This window comes from Acidovorax sp. 56, assembly GCF_002749705.1.
GTDB lineage: Bacteria > Pseudomonadota > Gammaproteobacteria > Burkholderiales > Burkholderiaceae_C > Acidovorax.
In genome coordinates this window covers 3,795,774-3,819,846 of the sequence record NZ_PEEV01000001.1, presented here as the reverse complement: position 1 = coordinate 3,819,846, position 24,073 = coordinate 3,795,774, and the positions used below count along the sequence as shown (strand labels likewise).

At 63.9% G+C, this 24,073-nt stretch carries 25 protein-coding genes; 9 read left to right on the top strand and 16 right to left on the bottom strand.

Annotated elements, in window-relative coordinates; all coding sequences use genetic code 11:
- Position 1: 1 nt before the first annotated feature.
- The 13 genes from rplW to CLU88_RS16830 all read right to left on the bottom strand — a co-directional run bounded on the left by rplW (position 2) and on the right by CLU88_RS16830 (position 10,894).
- Positions 2-316, bottom strand: coding sequence for a 50S ribosomal protein L23 (gene rplW / locus CLU88_RS16890; protein WP_099657585.1), 315 nt, complete (start codon positions 314-316; stop codon positions 2-4).
- Complete coding sequence (rplD, locus tag CLU88_RS16885; RefSeq protein ID WP_008906425.1) at positions 313-933, bottom strand: 50S ribosomal protein L4; 621 nt, start codon at positions 931-933, stop codon at positions 313-315. The genes rplW and rplD overlap by 4 nt, the downstream gene beginning before the upstream one ends.
- Positions 933-1,607: a 50S ribosomal protein L3 gene (gene rplC / locus CLU88_RS16880; protein ID WP_099657584.1), complete on the bottom strand. Its 675-nt coding sequence runs from the start codon at positions 1,605-1,607 to the stop codon at positions 933-935. Before rplC ends, rplD begins: the two co-directional genes overlap by 1 nt.
- A gap of 201 nt (positions 1,608-1,808) precedes the next feature.
- A complete protein-coding gene (rpsJ, locus tag CLU88_RS16875) occupies positions 1,809-2,120 on the bottom strand; it encodes a 30S ribosomal protein S10 (RefSeq protein WP_005796953.1) in 312 nt (103 codons plus the stop codon).
- A 23-nt stretch (positions 2,121-2,143) separates the two neighbouring features.
- Positions 2,144-3,334: an elongation factor Tu gene (gene tuf / locus CLU88_RS16870; protein WP_099657583.1), complete on the bottom strand. Its 1,191-nt coding sequence runs from the start codon at positions 3,332-3,334 to the stop codon at positions 2,144-2,146.
- 136 nt (positions 3,335-3,470) lie between these two features.
- A complete protein-coding gene (fusA, locus tag CLU88_RS16865) occupies positions 3,471-5,573 on the bottom strand; it encodes an elongation factor G (protein ID WP_099657582.1) in 2,103 nt (700 codons plus the stop codon).
- A 150-nt stretch (positions 5,574-5,723) separates the two neighbouring features.
- Positions 5,724-6,197 carry a 30S ribosomal protein S7 gene (gene rpsG / locus CLU88_RS16860; RefSeq protein ID WP_005798541.1) on the bottom strand — a complete coding sequence of 158 codons (474 nt, stop codon included), beginning with the start codon at positions 6,195-6,197 and terminating at the stop codon, positions 5,724-5,726.
- Between the two features lie 173 nt (positions 6,198-6,370).
- On the bottom strand, positions 6,371-6,748 hold the full coding sequence (gene rpsL / locus CLU88_RS16855) for a 30S ribosomal protein S12 (RefSeq protein ID WP_008905797.1): 378 nt from the start codon (positions 6,746-6,748) through the stop codon (positions 6,371-6,373).
- A 164-nt stretch (positions 6,749-6,912) separates the two neighbouring features.
- Positions 6,913-8,085, bottom strand: a complete 1,173-nt coding sequence (locus tag CLU88_RS16850; RefSeq protein WP_099657581.1) for a D-alanyl-D-alanine carboxypeptidase family protein — start codon at positions 8,083-8,085, stop codon at positions 6,913-6,915.
- 162 nt (positions 8,086-8,247) lie between these two features.
- Entirely contained in the window at positions 8,248-8,901 is a 654-nt protein-coding gene (locus CLU88_RS16845; protein ID WP_099657580.1) for an alpha/beta hydrolase, read from the bottom strand.
- Positions 8,902-8,977: 76 nt separating this feature from the next.
- Complete coding sequence (locus tag CLU88_RS16840; RefSeq protein ID WP_099657579.1) at positions 8,978-9,340, bottom strand: ferredoxin; 363 nt, start codon at positions 9,338-9,340, stop codon at positions 8,978-8,980.
- A gap of 9 nt (positions 9,341-9,349) precedes the next feature.
- The gene (locus tag CLU88_RS16835) at positions 9,350-10,447 is read right to left on the bottom strand and encodes a VanZ family protein (protein ID WP_099657578.1); all 1,098 of its coding nucleotides are present in this window, start codon (positions 10,445-10,447) and stop codon (positions 9,350-9,352) included.
- An 18-nt stretch (positions 10,448-10,465) separates the two neighbouring features.
- A complete protein-coding gene (locus CLU88_RS16830; RefSeq protein ID WP_099657577.1) occupies positions 10,466-10,894 on the bottom strand; it encodes a CopD family protein in 429 nt (142 codons plus the stop codon).
- Between the two features lie 401 nt (positions 10,895-11,295).
- Here CLU88_RS16830 and hemB point away from each other — a divergent pair, with 401 nt between their 5' ends.
- The 4 genes from hemB to CLU88_RS16810 all read left to right on the top strand — a co-directional run bounded on the left by hemB (position 11,296) and on the right by CLU88_RS16810 (position 16,145).
- On the top strand, positions 11,296-12,303 hold the full coding sequence (hemB, locus tag CLU88_RS16825) for a porphobilinogen synthase (RefSeq protein WP_099657576.1): 1,008 nt from the start codon (positions 11,296-11,298) through the stop codon (positions 12,301-12,303).
- 60 nt (positions 12,304-12,363) lie between these two features.
- On the top strand, positions 12,364-13,500 hold the full coding sequence (locus CLU88_RS16820; protein WP_099657575.1) for a magnesium transporter CorA family protein: 1,137 nt from the start codon (positions 12,364-12,366) through the stop codon (positions 13,498-13,500).
- Positions 13,501-13,608: 108 nt separating this feature from the next.
- Positions 13,609-14,379: a glutamine amidotransferase gene (locus CLU88_RS16815; RefSeq protein ID WP_099657574.1), complete on the top strand. Its 771-nt coding sequence runs from the start codon at positions 13,609-13,611 to the stop codon at positions 14,377-14,379.
- A gap of 170 nt (positions 14,380-14,549) precedes the next feature.
- Positions 14,550-16,145: a methyl-accepting chemotaxis protein gene (locus CLU88_RS16810; RefSeq protein ID WP_099657573.1), complete on the top strand. Its 1,596-nt coding sequence runs from the start codon at positions 14,550-14,552 to the stop codon at positions 16,143-16,145.
- Between the two features lie 34 nt (positions 16,146-16,179).
- On the opposite strand, the gene CLU88_RS16805 is transcribed toward CLU88_RS16810, so the two are convergent.
- From CLU88_RS16805 to CLU88_RS16795, 3 genes are all read right to left on the bottom strand, one after another.
- Complete coding sequence (locus tag CLU88_RS16805; protein ID WP_099657572.1) at positions 16,180-16,773, bottom strand: chalcone isomerase family protein; 594 nt, start codon at positions 16,771-16,773, stop codon at positions 16,180-16,182.
- Positions 16,774-16,929: 156 nt separating this feature from the next.
- Positions 16,930-17,811: an amidohydrolase family protein gene (locus CLU88_RS16800; protein WP_099657571.1), complete on the bottom strand. Its 882-nt coding sequence runs from the start codon at positions 17,809-17,811 to the stop codon at positions 16,930-16,932.
- 133 nt (positions 17,812-17,944) lie between these two features.
- Entirely contained in the window at positions 17,945-18,634 is a 690-nt protein-coding gene (locus CLU88_RS16795; RefSeq protein ID WP_099657570.1) for a dienelactone hydrolase family protein, read from the bottom strand.
- A gap of 54 nt (positions 18,635-18,688) precedes the next feature.
- Between CLU88_RS16795 and CLU88_RS16790 the strand changes: the two genes are divergently transcribed.
- The 5 genes from CLU88_RS16790 to creC all read left to right on the top strand — a co-directional run bounded on the left by CLU88_RS16790 (position 18,689) and on the right by creC (position 24,059).
- Positions 18,689-19,435, top strand: coding sequence for an SDR family oxidoreductase (locus CLU88_RS16790; RefSeq protein ID WP_099657569.1), 747 nt, complete (start codon positions 18,689-18,691; stop codon positions 19,433-19,435).
- 128 nt (positions 19,436-19,563) lie between these two features.
- The gene (locus CLU88_RS16785) at positions 19,564-20,199 is read left to right on the top strand and encodes a MarC family protein (RefSeq protein WP_099657568.1); all 636 of its coding nucleotides are present in this window, start codon (positions 19,564-19,566) and stop codon (positions 20,197-20,199) included.
- Positions 20,200-20,348: 149 nt separating this feature from the next.
- Positions 20,349-21,056 (top strand): winged helix-turn-helix domain-containing protein, encoded by a 708-nt coding sequence (locus CLU88_RS16780; protein ID WP_099657567.1) that lies wholly within the window; start codon positions 20,349-20,351, stop codon positions 21,054-21,056.
- 55 nt (positions 21,057-21,111) lie between these two features.
- Positions 21,112-22,539, top strand: coding sequence for a hypothetical protein (locus CLU88_RS16775; protein WP_099657566.1), 1,428 nt, complete (start codon positions 21,112-21,114; stop codon positions 22,537-22,539).
- A gap of 74 nt (positions 22,540-22,613) precedes the next feature.
- Positions 22,614-24,059, top strand: a complete 1,446-nt coding sequence (gene creC / locus CLU88_RS16770; protein ID WP_099657565.1) for a two-component system sensor histidine kinase CreC — start codon at positions 22,614-22,616, stop codon at positions 24,057-24,059.
- Positions 24,060-24,073: the final 14 nt, after the last annotated feature.

Sequence of the window (24,073 nt, the reverse complement as noted above, 5' to 3'; positions counted from 1 at the left end):
ATTACGCAGCCTCCCCAGAGAGGTTCAGCTCTTGACCTGGTTGCAGCGTGACGTATGCCTTGCGAACGTTGTCGCGGCGGCCCACAGTCTTGCCAAAACGCTTGGTCTTGCCTTTGGTGTTCACCACGGAAACGCCCTTGACCTCAACCTTGAACATCAATTCCACAGCGGCCTTGATTTCTGGCTTGGAAGCGTTTTGCAGCACCTTGAACGTCACAGCATTGGACTTTTCAGCAACCATAGTGGCCTTTTCGGACACGATGGGAGCGACCAGCACTTGCATCAGACGACCTTCGTCAAACTTGAGTGTGCTCATGCGAACATCTCCTTGAGTTTGTCGATAGCGCCCTTGGTGACGAGCACTTTCTTGAAACGCACCAGCGACACGGGATCGGCGTAACGTGGCTCAACGACGAGCACGTTCACCAGATTGCGCGAGGCCAGGTACAGGTTTTCGTCCACTTCATCGGCAATCACCATCACCGATTGCAGGTTCATCGCCTTGAACTTGTCGGCCAAAACCTTGGTCTTGGGCGAGTCCAGCTTCAGCGAGTCGACCACAGCCAGACGGCCTTCGCGGGCCAGCTGCGACAAAATCGCAGACATGCCAGCGCGGTACATCTTCTTGTTGATCTTCTGTGTGAAGTTTTCGTCAGGCATGTTCGGGAAAATCCGACCACCCCCACGCCACAGAGGCGAGGAAGTCATACCAGCACGTGCGTTACCCGTACCCTTTTGCTTGAAAGGCTTCTTGGTCGAGTGACGAACTTGTTCGCGGTCCTTCTGGGCGCGAGTGCCTTGACGGGCGTTGGCCTGGTAGGCCACCACGATCTGGTGAACCAGATCTTCGTTGTATTCACGACCGAACACGGTTTCGGGAACATCCAGCTTGGATGCGCCTTGGCCTTGGTCATTCAGGAGTTCGAGCTGCATTAGTTCGCTCCTTTGGAGGCTTTGGCCTTGACGGCGGGACGCACTGTCACGAACCCACCCTTGGAGCCCGGAATAGCGCCCTTGATCAAGAGCAGTTGACGCGCTTCATCGATGCGAATGACATCGAGGTTTTGCGTGGTCTTGGTGACGTCGCCCAGGTGGCCAGTCATGCGCTTGCCGGGGAACACGCGACCTGGGTCTTGTGCCATACCGATCGAGCCGGGCACGTTGTGCGAACGGCTGTTACCGTGCGAAGCACGTTGCGAAGCCATGTTGTGGCGCTTGATGGTACCGGCGTAGCCCTTACCAATCGAAGTACCTTGCACGTCGACCTTTTGACCCACGGAAAACACGGACGTTACAGCCACAGATGCGCCAGCTTGGTACTGGGCAGCGGTGTCAGCCGTCACGCGGAATTCTTGGATGATTTCACCGGCTTCCACACCTGCCTTGGCAAGGTGACCGGCTTCTGGCTTGGTCACACGCGATGCTTTGCGCGAACCGAACGTGACCTGCAGGGCCACGTAGCCATCGTTCTCTTGGGTTTTGATCTGGGTAACACGGTTGTTAGAAACATCAACCACTGTGACAGGCACTGCGTCCCCATCATCAGTGAACAGACGCATCATGCCCACCTTGCGACCCAGCAACCCCAGGGAGTTGCTCAGACTCATTTGTTTCTCCAAAACTCTCACCGCTGTGACTTCAATTGGCCTCAGCGTTTGCGCGCCAGCGCGTGAAAGAAGGTTAATAAAACTTCACTCCTCTGCATGCGCAAAGAAAGCGAAGCCCTAAAGTATAACGCGGACTGCTTTTTCAAGCAAGTCCGCGTTATTGACCATCGGACGGGCCCTGGCGAGCCCGCCTTCAGGGGATTACTGCAGCTTGATTTCGACGTCCACGCCAGCAGGCAGGTCGAGCTTCATCAGTGCGTCCACCGTCTTGTCTGTTGGATCAACGATGTCCATCAGGCGTTGGTGCGTGCGGATTTCAAGCTGGTCACGGCTGGTCTTGTTGACGTGCGGCGAACGCAGGATGTCAAAACGCTTCATGCGGGTTGGCAGTGGCACGGGGCCCTTGACAATCGCACCGGTGCGCTTGGCTGTGTCAACGATCTCAGCAGCAGACTGATCGATCAACTTGTAATCGAACGCCTTCAGGCGGATGCGGATTTTTTGCTTGGACATGGCAAGTTCCTTTTGCTTAAAAATTAAGCAATGATCTTGGCAACCACGCCGGCGCCCACAGTGCGGCCGCCTTCGCGGATAGCAAAGCGCAGGCCTTCTTCCATAGCGATGGGGTTGATCAGCTTCACAGTGATCGACACGTTGTCGCCAGGCATGACCATTTCCTTGTCGGCTGGCAGCTCGATGGCGCCAGTCACGTCAGTCGTACGGAAGTAGAACTGAGGACGGTAGTTGTTGAAGAAAGGCGTGTGACGGCCGCCTTCGTCCTTGCTCAGCACATACACTTCGGCAGTGAAGTGGGTGTGTGGCTTGATCGAGTTGGGCTTGCACAGCACTTGGCCGCGCTCGACGTCTTCGCGCTTGGTGCCGCGCAGCAGCAGGCCAACGTTGTCGCCAGCTTGACCTTGGTCCAGCAGCTTGCGGAACATTTCCACGCCGGTGCAGGTGGTTTTTTGTGTGTCGCGGATACCGACGATTTCGATTTCTTCGCCGACCTTGATGATGCCGCGCTCGATACGGCCCGTCACCACGGTGCCACGACCGGAGATCGAGAACACGTCTTCCACAGGCATCAGGAAGGCACCGTCCACAGCGCGCTCAGGCGTAGGGATGTAGGTGTCCAGGGCTTCGGCCAGCTTGTCGATGGCTTGTTCGCCCAGAGGGCCCTTGTCGCCTTCCAGAGCCAGCTTGGCGGAACCACGCACGATGGGGGTGTCGTCGCCAGGGAAGCTGTACTTGTCCAGGAGTTCGCGAACTTCCATTTCGACGAGTTCCAGCAGTTCTTCGTCGTCCACCATGTCGCACTTGTTCAGGAACACGATGATGTAAGGCACACCCACTTGACGGGCCAGCAGGATGTGTTCGCGGGTCTGGGGCATTGGGCCGTCAGCAGCGGAGCACACCAAGATAGCGCCGTCCATTTGGGCAGCGCCAGTGATCATGTTCTTCACATAGTCAGCGTGGCCAGGGCAGTCCACGTGAGCGTAGTGGCGGTTGGCGGTTTCGTATTCAACGTGGGCAGTGTTGATGGTAATGCCGCGTGCCTTTTCTTCGGGCGCTGCGTCGATTTCATCGTACTTCTTGGCTTCGCCGCCAAACTTGGCAGACAGCACGGTGGCGATAGCAGCCGTCAGGGTTGTCTTGCCATGGTCCACGTGACCGATGGTGCCCACGTTGACGTGGGGCTTGGTGCGTTCAAACTTACCTTTTGCCATTTTGCAATCTCCAAAGAGCAATACCTGTGTAGTGGTTTAACGTCTGCATTCGGTTGCTGATTCGCCCCGCACAGGGAACAGGGCGGCACCGGATCGCAGACAAAGCAAAGCCCGGGTCGGGACCCGGGCCCAGAACTTACTTGGCGCGCGAAGCCATGATGGCTTCAGACACATTGCGAGGGGCTTCGCTGTAGTGCTTGAATTCCATCGAGTACGTGGCGCGACCTTGGGTTGCGGAACGCAGCGAAGTCGAGTAGCCAAACATTTCAGACAGCGGCACTTCAGCACGGATGGCCTTGCCACCGCCTGGGATGTCGTCCATGCCTTGCACCATGCCGCGGCGGCTGGACAAGTCACCCATCACGGTACCAGCGTAGTCTTCAGGTGTTTCCACTTCCACGGCCATCATGGGCTCCAGGATCACGGGGTTGGCCTTGCGGCAACCTTCCTTGAAACCGAAGATGGCAGCCATCTTGAACGCCAATTCGTTCGAGTCCACATCGTGGTACGAACCGAAGTGCAGCGTAACCTTGACGTCCACCACGGGGTAGCCAGCCAACACACCTTGCGTGACGGCTTCGTTGAAGCCCTTTTCCACCGCAGGGATGAATTCGCGAGGAACCACACCGCCCTTGATGGCGTCCACGAATTCGTTGCCCTTGCCGGCTTCGTTCGGCTCGATCTTGAGCACGACGTGGCCGTACTGGCCCTTACCGCCGGACTGGCGCACGAACTTGCCTTCGGCTTCTTCCACCGTCTTGCGAATGGTTTCGCGGTAGGCCACTTGGGGCTTGCCCACGTTGGCTTCCACGCCGAATTCACGCTTCATGCGGTCCACGATGATTTCCAGATGGAGCTCGCCCATCCCGGCAATCAGGGTCTGACCGGATTCTTCGTCGGTCTTCACACGGAAGGATGGATCTTCAGCAGCCAGACGCTGCAGAGCGATACCCATCTTTTCCTGGTCAGCCTTGGTCTTGGGTTCCACGGCCTGTGTGATCACAGGCTCAGGGAACACCATGCGCTCCAGAATCAGCGGCGAATCGATGTCGCTCAGTGTTTCACCCGTGGTGACGTCCTTCAAACCCACGCAAGCAGCGATGTCACCGGCGCGAATTTCTTCGACTTCCTGGCGTTCGTTCGCATGCATTTGCACGATACGGCCGATACGCTCTTTCTTGCCCTTGATCGGGTTGTAGACGGTATCGCCCTTGGAGAGCACGCCCGAGTACACACGCACGAACGTCAACTGACCCACAAACGGGTCGGTCATCAGCTTGAACGCCAGCGCGGAGAACTTCTCGTTATCGTCCGCCTTGCGGGTCACTGGCTTTTCGTCTTCATCGGTACCCGTCACGTCAGGAATGTCCGTCGGTGCTGGCAGGTAGTCGATCACGGCGTCCAGCATGCGCTGCACACCCTTGTTCTTGAAGGCGGTGCCGCAGAGCATGGGGTGGATTTCAGTCGCGATCGTGCGGGTGCGCAGACCTTGCTTGATTTCCGCTTCGCTCAAGTCACCCTCTTCGAGGTACTTGTTCATCAGCTCTTCAGAGGCTTCAGCAGCAGCTTCCACCATCTTTTCACGCCATTCCTTGGCGGATTCGAGCAGGTCAGCCGGGATTTCTTCGTAGCTGAACTTCATGCCTTGCGACGCTTCGTCCCACAGGATGGCCTTCATCTTCAGCAGATCGACCACGCCAGTGAACTTGTCTTCAGCGCCAATTGGGATCACCACAGGCACAGGGTTGGCCTTCAGGCGCAACTTCATTTGCTCGTAGACCTTGAAGAAGTTGGCACCGGTACGGTCCATCTTGTTCACAAAGGCCAAACGAGGCACCTTGTACTTGTTGGCTTGGCGCCAAACGGTTTCTGACTGGGGCTGCACGCCACCCACAGCGCAGTACACCATGCAAGCGCCGTCCAGCACGCGCATGGAACGCTCCACTTCGATCGTGAAGTCCACGTGGCCGGGGGTGTCGATGATGTTGAAGCGGTGCTCTTCGTAAGAGTTGTCCATACCCTTCCAGAAGCAGGTCGTGGCAGCGGACGTGATCGTGATGCCGCGCTCTTGTTCCTGCTCCATCCAGTCCATGGTGGCAGCGCCATCGTGCACTTCACCAATCTTGTGGCTCACGCCTGTGTAGAACAGGATACGTTCGGTGGTCGTGGTCTTGCCAGCGTCAATGTGGGCCGAGATACCGATATTGCGGTAGCGCTCGATGGGAGTCTTGCGAGCCATGGTGGATCCTTGGATGGGTCGTGTTATTCGGGGGACAGGGCAGCCATTGTGGCGCTGCATCCCGTCAATTTTGTGACCGCCTCAATCGCCACAAGGCTGCAGGCAAAAATGCCGGCAGCCTTGCGCTTGACGACGAAGCGACTCGTCGATTTAGAAGCGGAAGTGGCTGAATGCCTTGTTGGCTTCGGCCATGCGGTGCACTTCGTCACGCTTCTTCATGGCGCCGCCACGGCCTTCGGTGGCCTCGAGCAGCTCATTGGCCAGGCGTTGGGCCATCGACTTTTCACCGCGCTTGCGGGCGGCTTCCTTGATCCAGCGCATGGACAGAGCCAGGCGACGGACAGGGCGCACTTCCACAGGCACTTGGTAGTTGGCACCGCCCACGCGGCGGGACTTCACTTCCACCATGGGCTTCACGTTGTTGATGGCAACAGTGAAAGCTTCCAGAGGGTCCTTATCGGGGTGCTTCTTCTCGATCAGTTCCAGAGCACCGTAAATGATGCGCTCTGCAACCGCCTTTTTGCCGCCTTCCATGATCACGTTCATGAATTTGGACAGCTCTACATTGCCGAACTTAGGATCCGGCAGGATTTCACGTTTGGGGACTTCGCGACGACGTGGCATTTTTCACCTCTATCTTTGCTTCAGTTGGCGTCTTTTCAGACACCGCGAGAGTCATTGAAACTCCCACTTACTCGACCCGCGCAGAACACCTGCGTTTGGGGTCACTACGCTGCATCTTCCGCGCCACGCGGAAAAACAGCACCGAAAATTCTTCAGACCAGAAGGGCCAGGGCTTACTTGGCCTTTGGCTTCTTCGCGCCGTACTTGGAGCGCGACTGCTTGCGGTCTTTCACGCCTTGCAAGTCGAGCGAACCGCGCACGATGTGGTAACGCACACCAGGCAAGTCCTTGACACGACCGCCGCGAACCAGCACGACGCTGTGTTCTTGCAGGTTGTGGCCTTCACCGCCGATGTAGGAGATGACCTCAAAACCGTTGGTCAGGCGCACCTTGGCGACCTTACGCAGAGCGGAGTTAGGCTTCTTAGGCGTCGTGGTGTACACACGGGTGCACACGCCACGGCGCTGTGGAGAGTTTTCCATCGCGGGGCTCTTGGACTTGGTCTTTTCGACCTCGCGCCCCTGACGGACCAGTTGATTAATGGTTGGCATGAAATACGTCCCTAAACGTGAATTTGCTTCGTGAAAGCGAAAACGTGAATCCCTTCGGAAATTCCGAAAAGCCTTCTAATGTATCAGGCTGCAGCGCGAGAGGCAAGTATTGCTTAAATTTACAGCAACCTCACACACTGCATCGCCAAGGCAAATACCCAAGATCACTTGATCCAGAGCCGGATGGCGTCCCAGGCGCGACCCAAAATGCCCGCTTGCTCAACACCCTCCAGCGCCACCAGAGGCACTTCGGCCAGGGTTTGCTCACCCAGCATCACCTTGAGGGAGCCCACGGCCTGCCCCTTGGTGAAGGGCGCGACCAGAGGGTCCGGGCGAGAGACGGCGGTCTTGATCTTGCCGGCGCTGCCTGCAGGCACGGTGACCACGATGGCGTCGGGGCGGCCGATTTTGAGCAGGTTTTCCTTGCCCTTCCAGACCTCGGGCGTGGCCACGGCGGCGTTCGCTTCAAAGAGCTTGACGGCATCAAACGCGGTGTAGCCCCAGTTCAGCAGCTTTTGGCTTTCGTTGGCACGGGCGTTTTCGCTGGCGGTGCCCAGCACGATCGACAGCAGGCGGCGCTGGCCCACGTTCGGGAAGTCGCGCTTGGCCGTGGCCACCAGGCAGTAGCCTGCGGCGGCGGTGTGACCGGTCTTCAGACCGTCCACGGTCGGGTCGCGGAACAGCAGGGTGTTGCGGTTGCTGCCGTTGGATGCAGGCGTGCCGGGGTAGCTGTACTGCTTGGTGGAGTAGTAATGCATGTACTCCGGGAAGTCCTTCATCAGGCGCATGGCCAGCACGCTCAGGTCGCGCGCCGTGGTGGTGTGGCCGGGCTCCGTCAGGCCTTCGGGGTTCTTGTAGCTCGTGCCCTTCATGCCCAGCGCCTGGGCCTGGTCGTTCATGAGCTTGACGAAGTTCTCGGCCGTGCCGCCCACGCCTTCGGCCAGGGCCATGGTGGCGTCGTTGCCGGACTGGACGATCATGCCCTTGATGAGGTCTTCCACCGGCACCTGCATCTTGGGGTCGATGAACATGCGCGAGCCGGGCATCTTCCAGGCGCGCACGCTCACGGGCAGCTTCTGGTCGAGCGTGATCTTCTTGGCGCGCAGGGCGTCAAACACCAGGTAACCCGTCATCAGCTTGGTCAGCGATGCCTGCTCCACCGGCGCGTCGATGTCCTTGGCGGCCAGCACCTGGTTGGCCGTCACGTCCACCAGCAAGTAGGTGCGCGCGGCAATTTCAGGGGGCTGGGGAGCCTGCTGCGCCAGGGCGCCAAATGCGGCGGGCGCAACGGCGGCAAACAAGGCCAGGGATCGCAGGGCGGGCAAGATTCGTTTCATGGGAAGGTCAGGGATGCGGCCAGCGGCCGATGGAAAGAAAGACAGAACCACCAACCCAGCGGCGGCGCTGTGGGCCACACGCTGCAGAAGGTGACGAGTGATGGGAGGCTGAGTCGTGTGGGGGTGAGAGGTTCCACCTGCGGCGTGCAGGCGAACCCTCTGTTACACCGCCGACTGCAGGTGCCGGACCACCAGGTTTTTGAGCAGCGGCAATTGTCCGTGAAAGAAATGACCGCCTCCGGGCACCACGGTGACGGGCAGTATTTGCGGGCGGGCCCAGTCCATCACGGCCGACAGGGCCACGGTGTCGTCGTGCTCGCCGTGCACCACCAGCGTCCGCAGGTGGGCATCGGGCGGCACGGGCGCCACCGTGAAGCGGCTGGCCGCCGTGCCCACCAGCACGGCACGGTCGATGGTGCGCTGCGGCCACAGCGTGGCCAGTGCGTGGCTGGTGACAAATGCGCCAAACGAGAAGCCTGCCAGCGCCAGGGGCTGCGCGCCCTCGCCTGCGGGCGCCACTTGCTTAATCACCGATAGCAGGTCTTGCAGTTCGCCGCGCCCTTCGTCGTGCGTCCCCTCGGTGGCACCCACACCACGAAAGTTGAAGCGCACCGCCGTCCAGCCGCACTGGACAAAGGCACGCGCCAGGGTCTGCACCACCTTGTTGTCCATGGTGCCGCCAAACAGCGGATGGGGGTGGGCGATGACGGCCACGCCGCGCGGGGCGGCGCCGTCGGGCAGGCTGGCAGCGTCGCGGGCCACCTCGATGGCACCCGCAGCGCCTTGCAGCAGCAGGCGTTCGGTTTGAGAGTTCACTTTATGCTATTTATTTGATAGCTTCTAGCGCTTATTCAATAAGCGCTAGGCAGCAATTTCATGCAAAGACCAGGGCTCAACGCCCCAGCTCGGGCGGCACCAGCAAGCGCTCGACCACCTGGCCGTTTTTGAGGTGCGATTCAACGATCTCATCGATGTCGCTGGTATCCACAAAGGTGTACCAGGTGCCCTCGGGGTAGACCACGGCCACGGGGCCTGCGGCGCAGCGGTCCAGGCAACCCGCCTTGTTCACCCGCACCTTGCCCGCGCCCGCCAGGCCTGCAGCCTTGACCTGGGCCTTGCAGCGGTCAAACCCTGCCTGGGCATTGTGGTGCGCACAGCTGTCTTCGCCGTTGGTGCGCTCGTTCAGGCAAAAGAAGATGTGGCGCTGGTAGTAACCAGGCGCAGCCGAGGTAGGGGTTGGGGTGGGTTCGCTCATGGCGGTATTTTAGGTTTGGGTGTCACGGCGCGAGACGCGCACCAGCACATACAGCAGCGTGACGTAAGGCCAGAGCCAGCCCAGCCATTGGCCCAGGCCATAAAAGCGGATGAAGCGCCCCTGCTCCCACTGCTGCAGGGTTTGCGCAAAGTACACGCTGGTCGGCGCCTGATTGAGCACCCCCAGGTGCCACACCAGCGCCACCAGCAGCACGGCAGCACTGGCGCGACGCGGCAGCATCAGCAACAGCACCGCCACCCCGGCCGCCGCCCACACCCCCACGCGCACCGGCTCGTCCAGCCAGCCCCAGGCATGCACCGGCCCCCAGCTCAGCGCGGCCGACAGCGCCGTCGCCACCACCCCCACGCCCAGGGCGGCAAAGGCAAACACGGCCCGGCGCCCCACATGGCGGATGACGCAGTACCCCAGCAGGCAAGGCACCAGCAGGCCCAGCATCACGCACAGCACCTCGCCGCCGGGCGACAGGGGTTCCAGCACGGCTTCGCGGGCGGGCAGCCATTCGAGGAAAGGGGTGTCCTCCAGCGCCAACTCCACGGCAGCCTCCAGCCGCTCCAGCACCTGCCCCAGGCCAAAAGGCACGCCCGCTGGGAACAGCAGCGCCGCAGGCCACAGGGCCAGCAGCACCAGCGCGCCACGCGCATCGGACACAAACCATCGGTCGCGAAAGTGGCTCCAGCGGTCAATGGCGCCCAGGCGCTCCAGCACCGCCGCCACCAAAGCACCGACCAACGACCCCGCAGCGTTGAGCACCAAGTCCAGGTTGGAGGGAACGCGCCGAGGCAGGTAAATCTGCAAAAACTCCATGGACAGCGACAGCAGCGTGCCCGCCAAAAAGGCCAGCCACACCGCCCCCCAGGCCCAGCCGGTGCGCAACAGCGCCAGTGCCAGCAAAAAGCCCAGCGGCGCGTAACCGATCAGGTTGGAGGTGACGTCAAAGCCCGTCCAGTACGGCGGCGGCAAGGGCGCCATGAGGAACACCCAAGGCTCCAGCCCCTGGGCACGCCAGCCGGTGAAGGGGAACAGGCTGGCAAAAACGATCAAGGCGACATAACTGGTCGCCAAAGGCCAGGCAGAGGTCTTGTGCACGTGGGCGGCCCCGTCCCGTCAGAAAGGCTTGACCACCACCAGCACCACGGCGATCAGCAGCAGCAGCACCGGCGCCTCGTTGAACCAGCGAAACCACCGATGGCTGCGGCGGCTGGTGCCAGCGGCCAGCTTGCGCAGCAACACGGCGCAGCTGTGGTGGTAGCCGATCACTAAGGCCACCACCGTCAACTTGGCATGCATCCAGCCGTTGCCAGGACCCCGCCCGATGCCGTAACCCAGCCACAGCCACAGCCCCAGGGCCAACGCGGGCACCGCCAGCAGGGTGGTAAAGCGCAAAAGCTTGCGCGCCATCAACAAGAGGCGATCACGCTCGGCGGCCGAGCCGGGCGCCACCATTGCCAAATTGACAAAAATGCGCGGCAGATAGAACAAGCCCGCAAACCAGCTGGCCACGAACACGATGTGAAAGGCTTTTACCCAGAGCATGGGCGCAGTTTAAGCGCGCCACCGAGCGTCCTGCGCCAAAGCAGAGGTAAAGCCCCTGAAAGGCACCCACAGCGGACACGTTGCCTGCGCGCTGCAAAGTGGCCCGCCCTGAAACCCCACTAACCCGCCAACCGCAACGGGCAAAAAAAAGCCCGGCACATGGCCGGGCTGAGAAGCCTTGACTGCGCGTAGCAATCGAAGGCCCCGCTCAGGGAGGAAAAAGCGGGAGGCAGAGGGCTGCCCGGGATCAAATTTATCATTAATGACAAACCGTTACAAGCGTATGCAATTAGTTGCATAAATCAGTAGGGTTATTTGTGGCGCCCAACCCCGCCATCGGGGCCGCCCGGTGACATGCAAAGGCCCCCAGGGCGTTGCCGAGATAGGGCACAATTTTCCCCATGCACCTCCAGACCCCCGCCCCCTTCCCGCAAAACCGCCCCCGCCGCCTGCGCCGCGACGCTTTCACGCGCCGCCTGGTGCGCGAAAACGCGGTGTCGGTCAACGACCTGATCTACCCCGTGTTCGTGCACGAAGGCACGCAGCAGCGCGAGGCCGTGGCGTCCATGCCAGGCGTGGACCGGCTGAGCCTGGACCTGCTGCTGCCCGTGGCCGAAGACTGCGTGAAGTTAGGCATCCCGGTGATGGCACTCTTCCCAGCCATTGACCCGTCGCTCAAGACCCCCGACGGGCAAGAAGCGCGCAACCCCGACGGCCTGATCCCGCGCGTGGTGCGGGCGCTGAAGAAAGAATTTCCTGACCTGGGCGTGATGACCGACGTGGCGCTGGACCCCTACACCAGCCACGGCCAGGACGGCGTGCTGGACGACACCGGCTACATCATCAATGACCAGACGGTCGAAATCCTCACCGCCCAGGCCATCACACATGCCGAAGCGGGCGTGGACATCGTCGCCCCCAGCGACATGATGGACGGCCGCATTGGCGCCATCCGCGAGGCGCTGGAGGTGCAGGGCCACATCCACACCCGCATCATGGCCTACAGCGCCAAGTACGCCAGCGCCTTCTACGGCCCCTTCCGCGACGCGGTGGGCACGCGCGGCGCCCTGGGCAAGGCCGACAAGAACGTCTACCAGATGGACCCCGGCAACAGCGACGAAGCCCTGCGCGAAGTGGCGCTGGACATTGCCGAAGGCGCCGACATGGTGATGGTGAAACCCGGCATGCCGTACCTGGACATCGTGCGCCGGGTGAAGGACGAGTTCCGCGTGCCCACCTTCGCCTACCAGGTCAGCGGCGAATACGCCATGATCAAGGCCGCCGCGCAAAACGGCTGGCTCGACCACGACGCGGTGATGATGGAAAGCCTGCTGGCCTTCAAGCGCGCGGGCGCCGATGGCGTGCTGACCTACTTTGCCCGCGATGCGGCACGATTGCTATCGAAATAATAGCTACCAGCGCTTATTGAATAGGCGCTGCGTGCCATTTTCACCTTCACCCACTCCCGCATGCGCATCTTCCACATCCACAGCAGCGGCGTGACCGAGCTGCCCGAGCTGCCCGCCCAGGCCCCAGCCCAGGGCTTTCTGTGGATTGCCGTGGCCCGCCCGGCCTTTCAGGCGCGCCTGCTGGAGATCCAGAGCGCCCTGCAAAACCTGGTGGGGCTGCAGCTGGTGGACTTGCACGTATCGGACCTGCTGAACGCGCAACTGCCCTCGCACTACGACTACACCTCGCAGTACGACCTGCTGGTGTTCCGCCGCCTGGCCACGGCCAGCGCCGGCATCGATGCCGAAGACGCCAGCCAAGCCACACCGCCCCGCAAGCCCACCGGCCCGCTGGTGCTGCGGCGCCTGGACACCAGCCCCGTGGGCTTTGCGGTGTTTGACCACGTGCTGCTCACGGTGCACCCCAGCGACTGCACCGTGCGCGAGGCCTATGCGGGCAAGCTGCTGGCCACCGCGCCCGGCGCCCCCGCAGAGCAGCGCGAAGGCCGCGCCAACCCCATCCCCGGCTCGCGCCTGCCCGCCAGCCCCGCCGACCTGATGCTGCGCGTGGTCAACCTGATGGTGGACGGCTACCTGGACCTGCGCCGTGAGCTGACGCGCCAGCTCGACCACTGGCAGACCGAGCTACTCAGGCCCCGGGCCCGGCATGTCAACTGGAGCTCGCTGCTGGATGCGCGCCTGTCACTGCACCAGCTCGATGAAATCTGCGAAGACCAGCGCAGCGCCGTGCAAGACTGGATCGATGCGCTGGAGACCTGGGCCCAGCCTGACACGCCAACAGGGCAGCGCGAGCTGGACCTGCTCAAGGTGCGCAGCCGCGACGTGCTGGAGCACATCGAGCGCGTGGTGCACCACGTGCGCCGGCTGGAACAAAGCACCGAAACCGCCGTGCAGATGCACTTTTCGGTGCAAGGCAACCGCACCAACGACATCATGCGCACCCTCACGGCGCTCACGGCTGTGTTCCTGCCCCTGAACCTGATCGCGGGCATCTTTGGCATGAACTTCGAGTTCATCCCCCTCATCCACAAAGCCGACGGCTTCTGGTGGGCCATGGGCGCCATGGCGTCCATTGCGCTGGCACTGGTCTTGCTGTTCTGGCGCAAGCGCTACCTGGCGCGCACCGGCCACGCCTGAGCCCCATGCAACGAAGGGGTGTGGGCCACCCCTGCCAGCGCCCCCACGCGAGCAGCACGGCCACCTGGCTGCGCGGCCCCGCCCCACTGTTCAACGCCCACCGCATCCATGCCCACATCCGCCCCTCGCCCGATCCTGATCATCAAAACCGGCGACACCCTCGACACACTGCGCCCCAACATGGGCGACTTTGAGCACTGGATCGAAACCGGGCTGACCGCAGGCGCTGGCAAGGGTTCCGGCGACAAGGCCGACCCAGCGAACACGCACCAGCCCCCGCCCATACAGGTGCTGGACGCCCGCCACGCCAACCCCCTGCCCGGGCCTGAAACGCTGGCCGGGGTCGTCATCACCGGCAGCCACGCCATGGTGTCCGACCGCGAAGCCTGGAGCGAGGCCCTGGTGCCCTGGCTTGCCCGCCTCGTGGCCCAAGGCACGCCGGTGCTGGGCATTTGCTACGGCCACCAGTTGCTGGCCCACGCGCTGGGGGGCGAGGTGGGCTACCACCCTGGCGGGCTGGAGCTGGGCACCGTGCCCATCACCCTCACGCCCGAGGCCCAGGCCGACCCCCTCTTTGCCCACCTGCCCAGCCAGTGGAACGCCCAGGTGGTGCACGCCCAGTCCGTGCGCGCCCTGCCCCCTGGGGCCGTGCGGCTGGCTGGCAACGCCCACGAGCCCCACCAGGCCTACCGCATCGGGGCCAACGCCTGGGGCGTGCAGTTCCACCCCGAATTCAGCCTGGCGGCCATGCAAGGCTATGTGCAGCACCTGGCCGCCACCCTGCCCGCCGGTCGCACACCGCCCATGGTGCAAGAGACACCCCAGGCCTGCAGCCTGCTGGGCCGGTTTGCGCAGCTGTGCGGGCCCGCACGCCACTGAAGCACCTGCGCGCGCACAGCAAGTAGCAGGCAGCGGCCCACCCTGCGCACTTGCCCACGGCCGACGGCGCGCGGCGATATTCGTAACAAAGGTAACGGCGCTTGACCTTCCTCAAGCCCTCTTCTGGTGTGCTCGATACCCTCGATGGCGCACTTAAAAGAACCTGTCTTATGAATCAAATCGCCATTGGAAAACGCCTCTCCCTGGGCTTCGGGTTATTGCTTGCCTTGTCTCTGTTGGGCACCCTGCTGGGCGTGTGGCAGCTGCAAACGGCCTCCACCTCCACCCAGGCCGTGATTGAACAGCCCCTGGCCAAAGAGCGGCTCATCAGCGACTGGTACCGACTGATCCACACCGCCGTGCGACGCACCACCGCCGTCGCCAAAAGCAGCGACGCATCGCTGGCCACCTACTTTGCCGACGAACAAAAGCTGTCGGCCAACACCACCACCGACATCCAGACCAAGGTGGAAGGCCTGATGCAGACCGATGCGGAGCGTGCATTGTTCAAAGACATCAGCAACCTGCGCCGCAGCTACACCGAAGCGCGCGACGCCGTGATCGAGTTGCGCCGCAGCGGCCAACACGAGCAGGCCGACGCGCAGCTGGAAACCCGCTTCGTGCCCGCCGCCAAGCAATACATGGCCCGCGTGGAAGCGCTGATGGAGCTGCAGCGCAAGGCACTGGACGAATCTGCCGCCCCCATCAAAGCCGCCAACGACCAGGCCCGCTACTGGCTGATTGCGCTGGGCGCCATCACCTGCGGCCTGGGCATGGCGCTGGCCGTCACCATCACCCGCAGCATCACCCTGCCGCTCAGCGACTCCGTGGCCGTGGCAGACACCATTGCGCGTGGCGACCTGACCAGCAGCATCATGAGCACCCGCAAGGATGAAACCGGGCACCTGCTGCGCGCCCTGGGCGACATGCAGCACTCGCTGGCTTCGATGATTGGCCAGATCCGCGATGCGGGCAACCAGATCGCCAGCGCCAGCGACCAGATTGCAGGCGGCACGCAAGACCTCTCGTCCCGCACCGAGCACACCGCAGCCAACCTGCAACAAACAGCCTCGTCCATGGAGCAGTTCACGGCCACCGTGCAACAGTCGGCCGAAGCCGCCCGCACGGCCAGCGGCCTGGCCTCGTCGGCGGCCGAAGTGGCCTCGCAAGGCGGCAGCATCGTGGCCCAGGTGGTGGACACCATGGAAGACATCCACACCAGCTCGCGCCGCATTGCCGACATCATTGGCGTGATCGACGGCATCGCTTTCCAGACCAACATCCTGGCGCTGAACGCGGCCGTAGAAGCCGCCCGTGCGGGTGAGCAAGGCCGGGGCTTTGCCGTGGTGGCGGGCGAAGTGCGCAGCCTGGCCCAGCGCAGTGCCGAAGCGGCCAAGGAAATCAAGGGCCTGATCTCCACCAGCGTGGACAAGGTGGGCGAAGGCACCCAGCTCGTGCACAACGCCGGGGCTGCCATGCAGAACATCGTCAGCTCGGTCCAAAAGGTGACGGAGGTCATCGCCCACATAGCCTCCAGCGCCCGCGAGCAGTCTGACGGCATTGCCCTGGTGAACGACGCCATCGCCCAGCTCGACCAGGCCACCCAGCAAAACGCCGCGCTGGTGGAAGAATCTGCCGCCGCCGCCCAAAGCCTGCGCGAGCAAGCCTACCGCCTGGCCCAGGCCGCCTCCACCTTCAAGGTGGCCGACAGCGCCGCGCCACTGCGGCGCCCAGGGCGCCAGCAGCCCCAGCTCACGGCGGCCTGACAAGGCGACGCCGTCTGGGGTGGCTGCCGCTGCATCAAGGCAGCAGCGCTTCCTTGAGCTGGTGGTCCACCGGCACCTGGCCCAGCCAGATGCGCAGCACCATGCCGAAGTACTCGGCATCGCCCACGGGGGCGCCCTGGGGCTGGCCCTGGATGTAGAAGGTGGTGCCCTTGCCCGGCAGGTACTCCATGGCAAAGGTCTCGCCGGGCGCCAGCTTGGGGCGGCCCGAGAAGATTTCGATCAGCCGGTTGCTGGCAGGCGTGTAGCGGCGAATCTGCTCGGCCGGTGAGTTGTTGGACAAGCCCTTGATGAAGGACACCCCCAGGTCCGTGCCGGGGATGTCGCGCTGGGCCACAAAGTTCAACCGCACCGGCCCTGGCAGCGCCAGCAACTCCTCCAGTGTTTTGACCTTGCGGGGGGTGTACAGGGCCATGTCGTACACCTTGAACACCGTGCGGTAGCGCGTGCCCGAGCCATTGAGCACCAGCGGCGTGCCCTGCACCGTCTGCGCGGGCTCAAACGCTGTGGCCGCGTGTGCGGCGGTTGGCGGCGCCAGGCCCAGCGCAGCCGCCAGCACCAGCCCGGCAATGGCGTGCAGCAAAGCATCGCGGCGGGGAAGGCTAGGCATGTGCGATGCGCAGCCAAGGCGGGAACGCGGTGAAAAAAGAGAAGTGTTCAAACAAAATCTCCGCGCCCAGAAACGGAGTGGGCCAGCCTGAAAATAGTAGGGCACCGGGCTTGCGCCACCCCTACAGATTCACCCTAATACGGCGCAGCCAACAGCTCAGCGCCCACCCACCCCCAACAACGCCGCCGCGTTGCCCCAGGCCACACGCTGGGCCACATCGGCAGGCAGGCCGCCCAGCCAGGTGCGGTAGTCCTGCATCTGCGCTTCGTAGTGCTGCCAGCGCTGGTTGACCCAGGTGTCTGAGCCGATCACAAAGCGAGTGGGGTACTTGAGCAGCAGGGCTCGCCACTCGGGGCACAGCTGGCCACCGTCACACACCAGCCCGGGGCGGTACGACAGCTCGCCCACCAGGCCGGGATAGCGGGCCAGCAGCGCATCGACGCGCGCTACCGGGGCGCCGCCAATGCCCGTGTGGGCCCAGATGAGGCGCAGCGCCTGGCCCTGGCTGGGGGTGTGCGCCATCAGCAGGTCAATCGCCACATCGTCCACATGCGCCAGCACCACCAGGCGGCGCTGCTCGGCCAGTTGCATCAGCTTGCAGGCCACGGGGCCGTTGGCATCGGCACTGTCGTAGAGGTGGAACTCGCCAATACCCTTGTAAGGGCCAGATGCTGTACCGCGCGCCAGCTCGGCCAGCACCATGTCATAGATGGATTCGTCGCGGGGCCAGCCCGTGTAGTCGGCTCGGTTGCGGTACAGGCGCACAAAGGGCACCACGGCAATGCCCGCCTCGCGCATCTGCGGCAGGGCCGCCAGCGCCAGCGAGCCCGCATTGGGCCGCGAATTGGCCACGATGGCCCGCACCCCGCTGGCCTGCATGCGCGCCAGCACGTCGGCGGGCGGATGGGGGCCGGTGGTGCCGTTCCAGGCTTCTTCGTTGTAGTGCAGGTGGGCGTCGAACAGGGGGCCGGTGTAGTCGGCAGCGTGGGCCAGGCTGGCAATTGCTATCAAATATATAGCTGCCAGCGCTTGATTCAAAAGCGCTAGGGGCCTAAAAGGCTTGAAGTCTCGAATGCAGTTGGCCATGGCGCCCCCAGGTTGAATGCAATGCCCACACTGCGCCACTCGGCAGAGCCACGCAGCGTGGGGGCTGCGGGCCGTGCCAGGGCGGTCAGCCCAAATGCTTGTCGAAGAACGCCAGCGTGCGGTCGCGGGCGGCCAGGGCGGCGGCCTCGTCGTAGCTGCCGCGCTGGTCGCAGTTAAAGCCGTGGTCGGCCTGGTACACATGCACTTCCACGCCGGGCTGGGCGCGGTCAAAGGCCTGCACGCTGTCCAGCGGAATCCAGTGGTCGCGCTCGCCAAAGTGGGCCAGCACAGGCACCTGCGGCTGGCGGGCGGCTTCTTCGGGGGTGGTCATGCCGCCGCCGTAGTAAGGCACGGCGGCCGATAGGCCCGTGAGCGTGCACGCGGCGCGCCAGGTCAGCAGCCCACCCCAGCAAAAGCCCACGATGCCCACCTTGCGGCCGCTGCGCTCGGCGGCGTAGTCGATGGCGGCCTGGATATCGGGCATCACGCCGGGGGCGGGCAGGCCTTCCACAGCGGCCTTCAGGGCGATGCCTGCTTGCATGTCGTCGCTGGTGTAGCCCATGTCCACGCCGGGCTGCACACGGTGAAACGTCGAAGGCGCCACAGCCAGGTAGCCCCGCGCGGCAAAGCGGTCGGCCACGGCACGGATGTGGTGGTTGACCCCAAAAATCTCTTGCAACACCACGACGGCGCCCCGGGGCGGCGCATCGGGCTCGGCCACCCAGGCGGGCAGCACAAAACCATCGGCAGACTTCAAATCGACGAATTGACCCATGTTTCGCTCCTGAAAACTGTTCCAATGCGCCATTCTTGCAGGAGACAGCGTTTCATGGACAAGATCGTTTTAATCACAGGCGCCAGCCGCGGTATTGGCGCCGCCACCGCCTTGCTCGCCGCGCAGCAGGGCTGGGCCGTGGCGGTGAACTACCACGCCAATGCCGCCGCCGCGCAGGCGGTGGTGGACAGCATCCAGGCCCAGGGCGGGCGTGCAATGGCCGTGCAGGCCGATGTGGCCCACGAAGACCAGGTGCTGGCCATGTATGCCACGGTGGACGCGCAGCTGGGCCGCATCACCGCGCTGGTGAACAACGCCGGCGTGGTGGACGTGACGGCCCGGGTGGACGAAATGAGCGTTGCGCGACTGCGCCGCATGTTCGACACCAACGTGATCGGCAGCATCGTCTGCGCGCGCGAGGCGGTGCGCCGCATGAGCACCTTGCACGGCGGTGCGGGCGGCTCCATCGTCAACGTCTCCAGCGCCGCATCGCGCCTGGGATCGGCCCACCAGTATGTGGACTACGCGGCCAGCAAGGGCGCCATCGACAGCTTCACCATCGGCCTGGCCCGCGAGGTGGCGGCCGAGGGCATCCGCGTGAACGCCGTGCGCCCCGGGCTGATCGAGACCGACATCCATGCCAGCGGCGGCCTGCCCGACCGGGTGCGCGACCTATCGCACCAGGTGCCCATGCAGCGCGGCGGCACCGCCCAGGAGGTGGCGCAGGCCATTGTGTGGCTGATGTCCGACGCGTCACACTACACCACCATGTCGCTGATCGACGTGTCGGGAGGGCGGTAGTGAAACACCCCCTGAGTCGCTTCGCGCCTTCCCCCAGCGCGGCGGGGCGGCCCTTGCGCGGGGGCGCTGGCTGGGATCGTGCCAGTGATGAATGCAGCGAATAGTGCCCAGCACAACGGAGAACTGATATGGACCTGAAACCCCTCATTACCTTGCTGGCCATCGTGAACCCGCTGGCCATCGTCCCCTTCTTCATCCACTACACGCAGGGCTTTTCTGCGGCGCAGCGGCGCAGCACCATCCGCACGGCGGCGTTCGCGTCGTTCTGCGTGATTGCTGCCTGCGCGCTGCTGGGGCTGCAGATTCTGGAGTTCTTCAACATCTCGCTGCAGAGCTTTCAGGTGGGCGGGGGCATGCTGCTGCTGATCAGCGCGATGAACATGCTCAACGCCCAGCCCGCCGAAGCCAAGCCCCTGACCCACGAGCTGGAGCAAGGCGCGGAAAAAGCCGCCGCCGGCAGCAGCATCGCCGTGGTGCCGCTCACCATTCCGCTGCTCACCGGCCCGGCCAGCATGTCCACCGTGGTGATTTACGCCGACCGTGCCCAAACCATCTGGCAGCACGCCGCGCTGGTGGGCTACGGCGTGGTGATCGCCCTGGCCACGGCCGTGTGCTTCTCGCTGGCCGACCCCATCGCCCGCGTGCTGGGCAAAACAGGCATCAACGTGATGACGCGGCTGATGGGCCTGATCCTGGCCGCCCTGGCGGTGGAAGTGATGGCCGACGGCCTGGGCAAACTCTTTCCCATACTCGTTGCGCGTTGAGATGGTTGCCCCCCTGAGTCGCCTTCGGCGCCTTCCCCCCAAGGGGACAACGCCCTCGCTGCGGGGCTGCCCTTGCTCGGCGTTTCCGGCGGGGCTCGCGCCAGTGTCATGCGCCACGGATCTCGCTCAACGCAACGGATGATTGAGGCATGACCGCCAAGCTTCTCCTGCTCGAAGACGACCCCGCCATCGCCCGCACCGTGGCCTATGCGCTGGAGCGCGATGGCCTGCAGGTGACGCACTGCCTGCTGGTGCAGGACGCGCGCCAGCAAATGCAGCGCCACCCGTTTGATGTGCTGGTGCTGGACGTGGGCCTGCCCGACGGCAGCGGGCTGGACCTGTTGCGCGACGTGCGCCACGGCCAAGCGGCTGCGGCGCTGCGCCTGCGCCAGGCCACGCCAGTGCTGATGCTCAGCGCCCGGGGCGAGGAGCTGGACCGAGTGCTGGGCCTGGAGCTGGGCGCCGACGACTACCTGGCCAAGCCCTTCAGCCCGCGCGAACTGGCCGCCCGCATCAAGGCCCTGCTGCGCCGCGCTGCCATGCCTGCGCCCGCACCGGCTGCCATGCCCCCCACGCCCTTCATGGACGACGAGGCGGGCCAGCGCATCACCCTGCACGGCCAGGCGCTGCCGCTCACGCGGCGCGAATACCGGCTGCTGTCGCACCTGCTGCGCGGCGCGGGCCGCATCCACTCGCGCGACGCCCTGCTGGCCGCCGCCTGGGGCGACGACAGCGAGAGCACCGACCGCACGGTGGACACCCACATCAAAACCCTGCGCGCCAAGCTGCGCGAGCTGGACGCCAGCCGCGAGTACATCAGCACGCACCGGGGCATGGGCTATTGCCTTGACACTTAAAGCCAAATTGGCATCTAGCGCTTGCCTTGCAAGCGCTGACGGCTATTGTTTTTGAATGAAATACCTGCGCTATAGCCTGAAGGCATTGGGCTGGCTCGCCCTCGTACTGAGCGTCTTGACCGCCATCGGATTGACCGCACTGATGGCGGCCAACTGGAACGACGACACCCTGAGCGATGCGGCCCAGCAGGCGCTGCATTACGCCCCGCCCTCCGAGCAAGCCCTGGGGGGCAACGGGTACCTGATCCTCCTGGGGCTGGATGCCCCCAATGTGGGCGACGCCGTCACCGACGCTATATCCCTGGGCCACAAGCGCCTCGCGCGCGAAATTGAGCGCAGGCGCTGGGTGGAGGCCCACGGCGATCGGCAAGAAGGGATGCCTTCGTCCATTGCCATCGAAAATCAGGGCAATGATGTACTTCCAGACAGGCTGCGTTGCCCGGTTGGCGAATCGGATTGTTTTGCCTGGTTCGTCCAACATGGCGATGAAATACAGGCCTTGGTGACAACCTACCAGCCCCTGCTGCAACGACTGGCAACAGCGGCCAATGCACCACAGTTCAGCAACCCCGCACCCTTTTACCTACTGGCCGAACTCCCACCGTATGCACGCTTGGTGCGCGCCCATGAACTGTGGCTAGCCCAGGCCGCGCTGCAGTGGATGCAGGGGCAACCAGAGCAAGCCATGGACATCGCGCGCCAGGCAGCCCAACTGCGCAGCCGCATGGCGGGCAGTTCCAACAGCCTGATAGCCTCCATGGTCGCGCTCGCTTTGCAGCACCGCGAACTGCGGTGGCTCAGTAACGCGAGTGCATACGGGAAGCCATCGACGCCAGCATTCAAAGGCATCGCAGAGTTGCTCACCCAACCGCCCCCTTCCTTGCATCAAGCGCTGGAAGGTGAAAAGCAGTTCACCGCCAGCGTTTTCTATTCAATGCAAGATGCAGGCTCTTTCGTCACGCACTGGGATGACCACGCCGAATGGTTGCAGCACCTATGGAGCCGGGCATCCCAATGGAGCTACCTGCCCAACCAGACGCTCAACATGTCTCTACACCATATGCAGCAGGTGCAGACCATCAGCGGCCTGCCCGCACACCAGGTAGGGCCAGCGTTTTCGCAAGCCAAGCAGCAGTGGGATAAAGACACGGCTTGTTTGCCATGGAAGCGTTTGCGCAACATTGCGGGCACTTGCTTGGCGGCCATGGCACTTCCCAGCTACCAAGGCTACGTCCAGAAAGTGGCAGACATGGATGGGTATCGGCGCCTTGTTCTCTTGCAGCACCGCGCAGCCGCGGAACGCGTTGCCCTGCCCGACATGCCCACTTGGCTGGCGCAGTCGCCCCAGGACCTTCGCAACCCCTATACCCTGCAGCCCATGCAATGGGATGCAGCCACCGGCAGCCTCGTGTTTGAAGGCCGCGAGAGGCAGAACCAGAACCCCAACCAATCCCCCACTTACCGCGTTCGCCTGCGCTACTGACCCTGTAGCCAAATTGGCCTCCGGCGCTCAATACACAAGCGCTGGCAGCTATTGTTTTTGACAAAGGACGCCCCATGCGCCTAGGCATCCGCCTTCTGTTCGCCTTCTTCCTCATCAACGGCATTGCCGCGTTCTTTGTGCTGCGCGTGTTCATGGCCGAGATCAAGCCCAGCGTGCGCGAGGTGATGGAGGACATGATGGTGGACACGGCCAACCTGTTGGCCGAGGTGGCCAGTGACGATCTGGCCAGCGGCCAGCTGGCGCGCGATGCCAGCCAAAGCCGCTTTGCCCAGCGTGTGCGGCACTACGCCACCCGGCCCATCGATGCGGGCATTTGGGGGTTTTCCAAACAGTCGCTGGACTTTCGCGTGTACGTGACGGACCACTCGGGCCGCGTGCTGTTCGACTCTGAAAACCACGCTGTGGGCGCCGACTACTCGCAGTGGCGCGATGTGGCGCGCACGCTGCGCGGGGAGTACGGAGCCCGATCCACCCGCGACGTGGAAAGCGACGACACCAGTGGCGTGATGCATGTGGCCGCGCCCATTTATGTGGACGAGCGCATTGCCGGGGTGCTGACGGTGGCCAAGCCCACGCGCACGGTGCAGCGCTTTATCGACCGGGCTGAGCGCAAGGTGTTCATGGGCGGGCTGCTGTTGCTGGCCCTGTCGGCCGCCGTGGGGGTGGGCGTGACGCTGTGGATGGTGTGGAACGTGCGCCGCCTGCGCGACTACGCCCTGAGCGTGCAGGGCCCGGCCGACAGCGAACAAGGCACCCAGCCTGCCCAGCCCCTGGCGGTGCCCGAGGTGCCCGGCGAGCTGGGCGACCTGGCCCGCGCCATGGACCGCATGCGTGCGCGGCTGCAGGGGCGCGACTACATCGAGGGCTATGTGCGCGCCCTCACGCACGAGCTCAAGAGCCCTGTGGCCGCCATACGCGGCGCGGGCGAGTTGCTGCAAGACGAGCTGCCCGCCGCAGACCGCGCCGCGTTTGCCACGCAAGTGGTGCAGCAAAGCGAACGCCTGCAGCGGCTGATTGACCGCCTGCTGGAACTGAGCAAACTGGAGCAACGCCAGCATGCCGAGGGCCGCGCCCCCGTGGCGCTGCACGACTGCGCCGCCGCCGCCATCGCCCACACCCAGGGCCGCGCGGCGCAACGCGGCATGGCCCTGGTGCTGAGCGGCAGGGGCCACAGCGGGCCGTGGGAGGCGGAACTCATCACCCTGGCCATTGGCAACCTGCTGGACAACGCCATCGACTTTGCGCCCCCCGGCAGCACAGTGCGGGTGGAGCTGGACGGCACCACCGTGGCCGTGCAGGACGAAGGCCCCGGCGTTCCCGACTACGCGCTGCCGCGCCTGGGCGAGCGGTTTTTCACCACCGCCAGGCCGGGCGGCGAGCGCAGTGGATCAGGGCTGGGGCTGGCGATTGTGCAGCGGGTGATGGTGCTGCACGGCGGGCACATGCAGGTGCACAACACGGCCCCGGGTTTGCGCGTGACGCTGGACCTGGGGCGCTGAGATCGGTTCCAAGA